General features: G+C 59.3%; 4 protein-coding genes and 1 pseudogene. 4 read left to right on the forward strand and 1 reads right to left on the reverse strand.

Annotation, left to right across the window (positions count from 1 at the left end; translation table 11 throughout):
- Positions 1-149: pseudogene (locus NDI87_RS17180) on the forward strand (fumarylacetoacetate hydrolase); the annotation flags it as partial.
- A gap of 60 nt (positions 150-209) precedes the next feature.
- Positions 210-1,148, forward strand: a complete 939-nt coding sequence (locus tag NDI87_RS17185) for a ribokinase (protein ID WP_296276806.1) — start codon at positions 210-212, stop codon at positions 1,146-1,148.
- 84 nt (positions 1,149-1,232) lie between these two features.
- On the opposite strand, the gene icd is transcribed toward NDI87_RS17185, so the two are convergent.
- On the reverse strand, positions 1,233-2,486 hold the full coding sequence (icd, locus tag NDI87_RS17190; RefSeq protein WP_296276807.1) for an NADP-dependent isocitrate dehydrogenase: 1,254 nt from the start codon (positions 2,484-2,486) through the stop codon (positions 1,233-1,235).
- A gap of 193 nt (positions 2,487-2,679) precedes the next feature.
- On the opposite strand from icd, the gene NDI87_RS17195 reads away from it, so the two are divergent.
- The gene (locus tag NDI87_RS17195) at positions 2,680-2,895 is read left to right on the forward strand and encodes a hypothetical protein (RefSeq protein ID WP_296276808.1); all 216 of its coding nucleotides are present in this window, start codon (positions 2,680-2,682) and stop codon (positions 2,893-2,895) included.
- Positions 2,896-2,960: 65 nt separating this feature from the next.
- On the forward strand, positions 2,961-3,289 hold a 329-nt coding region (locus NDI87_RS17200), incomplete at its 3' end, for a DUF192 domain-containing protein (RefSeq protein ID WP_296276809.1).

Here is a 3,289-nt window from a genome sequence, read left to right on the forward strand (position 1 = left end):
CCCACAAAACAGGCGACATCGTGCGCATATCAGCGCCGCAACTCGGCACCCTGGTCAACCGCATGCAGCCCACCGACGCCTGTGCGCCGTGGACCTTTGGCTGCTCCCACCTGATGCGCAACCTGGCCCAGCGCGGACTGCTGACATGAACGAATGTGTGCCCTGGCAAGTTGGCGCGGTGATGTGATGCGCAACAGAAAGGATGCCTCATGATTTTGGTTGCCGGCTCGGCCAACCTGGACTTTGTGGTGCGGGCTGCACACATTCCCGCGCCCGGCGAGACCGTGCTGGGGCAAGGCTTCACCACCTACCCGGGTGGCAAGGGTGCCAACCAGGCGGTGGCCTGCGCCCGCGCCGGTGGCGCTGCCACCGCGATGTTGCTGGCCCTGGGGAACGATGCCCATGCCCTGCCCCTGCTCGCTTCGCTGGAAAGTGTCCGGGTTCGGCTGCACACGTTGCGCAGCCCCGACCAAGCGACAGGTTGCGCCTTTATCTGCGTCGCCGACAACGCAGAAAACGCCATCACGGTCGCGCCAGGGGCCAACCTGTGCCTGCAAAGCCAGCACCTGCCCGAACTGCAGGACGTCAGTCACTTGCTGATGCAGCTCGAAATACCCATCACCACCGTGACCGCTTACGCGCAACGCGCGCAAGCCAGCGGTGTGCAGGTGGTCCTCAACGCTGCACCAGCGCAAGGCTTGCCGCCCGAGTTGCTGCAAGCGGTGGACCTGCTGGTGGTGAATGAAGGTGAGCTGCGTGCCCTGGTGACGCACCCCGGAACGGTGGTCGCCATGCTGCGGCAGCTCGAGGTGCCCTCGGTGGTGGTCACCCTGGGCCAACGGGGTTGCATCGCACGGCAGCAAGATGCTTATGTGCTGCAACCCGCTTTCAAGATCGCACCGATTGACACCACGGGCGCGGGCGACACCTTCTGTGGCACGCTGGCGGCGCATCTGGGCCGGGGTGAAACGCTTGCCCAGGCCATGCGCACGGCCAGCGCCGCAGCCGCCTTGGCCTGTACCGCCAGCGGTGCGCAGTCGAGCATTCCAACAGCCATGGAGGTCGAGGCTTTCCTGGGCCAACAACCCGTGGTGGATCAATCACAGATCGATGCGCTCAAAAGCTACTGCGGCCTGGATGCCAGCTAACGCGGTCTGCATCATGAAAAAACCCCAAGGGCTTGCGCGCATTGGGGTTGTGATGGCACGGCCAGTAACGGCCGTTGATCGCAATCACATGTTGGCGATCATGACCTCACCAAATCCCGAGCAGCTCACCTGGGTGGCGCCGTCCATCAGGCGGGCGAAGTCGTAGGTGACTTTCTTGCTGGCAATCGAGCGCTCCATCGACTTGATGATGGCGTCGGCCGCTTCAATCCAGCCCATGTGGCGCAGCATCATTTCAGCCGACAGGATTTCAGAGCCCGGGTTCACATAGTCCTTGCCGGCATACTTGGGCGCCGTGCCGTGGGTGGCTTCGAAACAGGCAACGGAGTCGGACAGATTGGCGCCCGGGGCAATGCCAATGCCGCCCACTTGCGCTGCCAGGGCGTCAGACACGTAGTCGCCGTTCAGGTTCAGCGTGGCAATCACGCTGTACTCGGCCGGGCGCAGCAGGATTTGCTGCAGGAAGGCGTCGGCAATGCTGTCCTTGACGGTGATTTCCTTGCCCGTTTTCGGGTTCTTGAATTTGCACCACGGGCCGCCGTCGATCAGCTCGGCGCCAAACTCTTTTTGCGCCAGACCGTAGGCCCAGTCACGGAAGCCGCCCTCGGTGAATTTCATGATGTTGCCCTTGTGCACGATGGTCACGCTGGGCTTGTCGTTGTCGATGGCGTACTGGATGGCTTTGCGCACCAGACGCTCGGTGCCTTCGCGCGACACCGGTTTGATGCCAATGCCGGAGGTGTTGGGGAAGCGGATCTTGGTGACGCCCATTTCGTCCTGCAGGAACTTGATGAGCTTTTTCGCTTTGGCCGATTCGGCCTCGAACTCGATACCGGCATAGATGTCTTCCGAGTTTTCACGGAAGATCACCATATTGGTCTTGTGCGGCTCCTTGACCGGGCTGGGCACGCCTTCAAAATATTGAATTGGGCGCAGGCAGACGTAGAGATCGAGCTCCTGGCGCAAGGCCACGTTGAGCGAACGGATACCGCCGCCCACAGGAGTGGTCAACGGACCCTTGATGGACACCACATACTCGCGCAAGGCCTGCAGGGTTTCTTCGGGCAGCCAGACATCGGGGCCGTAAATCTTGGTCGATTTTTCGCCGGCATAGACTTCCATCCAGTGGATTTTCTTCTTGCCGCCGTAGGCCTTGGCCACGGCAGCGTCCACCACCTTCATCATCACCGGTGTGATGTCAAAACCGGTGCCATCACCTTCGATAAAAGGAATGATGGGCTGGTCTGGCACATTCAATGAGTAGTCTGCATTGACGGTGATTTTCTGGCCTTCTGAGGGCACCTTGATATGCTGGTACATGGACTTGGGTCTCCGGTAGTTGATCAAAGGTCGCGGCATGGGCCAGCGATCAAACTGACCCGTGTTTTCAAACTTTTTTATTCTAGTCCGAATAAATGAAAAATACTGTCAAGCCCAGTCCAGGGTTGACGATGTCGCTTCATCTCCATGACATAATCCGCGAGGTTTTTTTACCATCTCAAGGAAATTTAAAATGAACAAACTTCTCGCTGCTCTGGTTGCTGGTCTTTTTGCTGTTGGCGCTTTCGCTCAAGCTGCCGCTCCTGCTGCCCCCGCTACGCCTGCCGTAAAAGCTACTCCTGCTGCACCAGCTGCAAAGGCTGAAGAAAAGGCTGCTGCCAAGACAGAGAAAAAGGCCGACAAGAAGGCTGCCAAAGCTGAAGCCAAGGCATCTGCCGCTTCTAAATAATCAGACCTTTTGGTTTGTCCAAATGCCCGCTTTTGCGGGCATTTTTTTTGAGTCAAAATCCTGCCATGAACACCGTTGTCAACAGACTGCTGTCCCTCACCCTCATTGGCTGCAGCGTGAGTCACGCCCAGCAAACGCCGCAAATGGATTTGCCCCGCGTCAAACTCACGGCGGGCATGTACCTGGTGGACGCCCAGGTGGCGGCCACCCCGCAACAGCGCGCCACCGGTCTCATGTTTCGCCGGCAAATGCCGCAGGCTGAGGGCATGCTGTTTGTCTTTGAGCAAGCCGGCGAACAATGCTTCTGGATGAAAAACACCTTGCTGCCCTTGAGTGCTGCCTTTGTGGCCGATGACGGCACCATCGTCAACCTGGCCGACATGAAGCCGCAAAC

It is taken from the genome of Rhodoferax sp. (genome assembly GCF_023701345.1).
Classification (GTDB): Bacteria; Pseudomonadota; Gammaproteobacteria; order Burkholderiales; family Burkholderiaceae_C; genus Rhodoferax.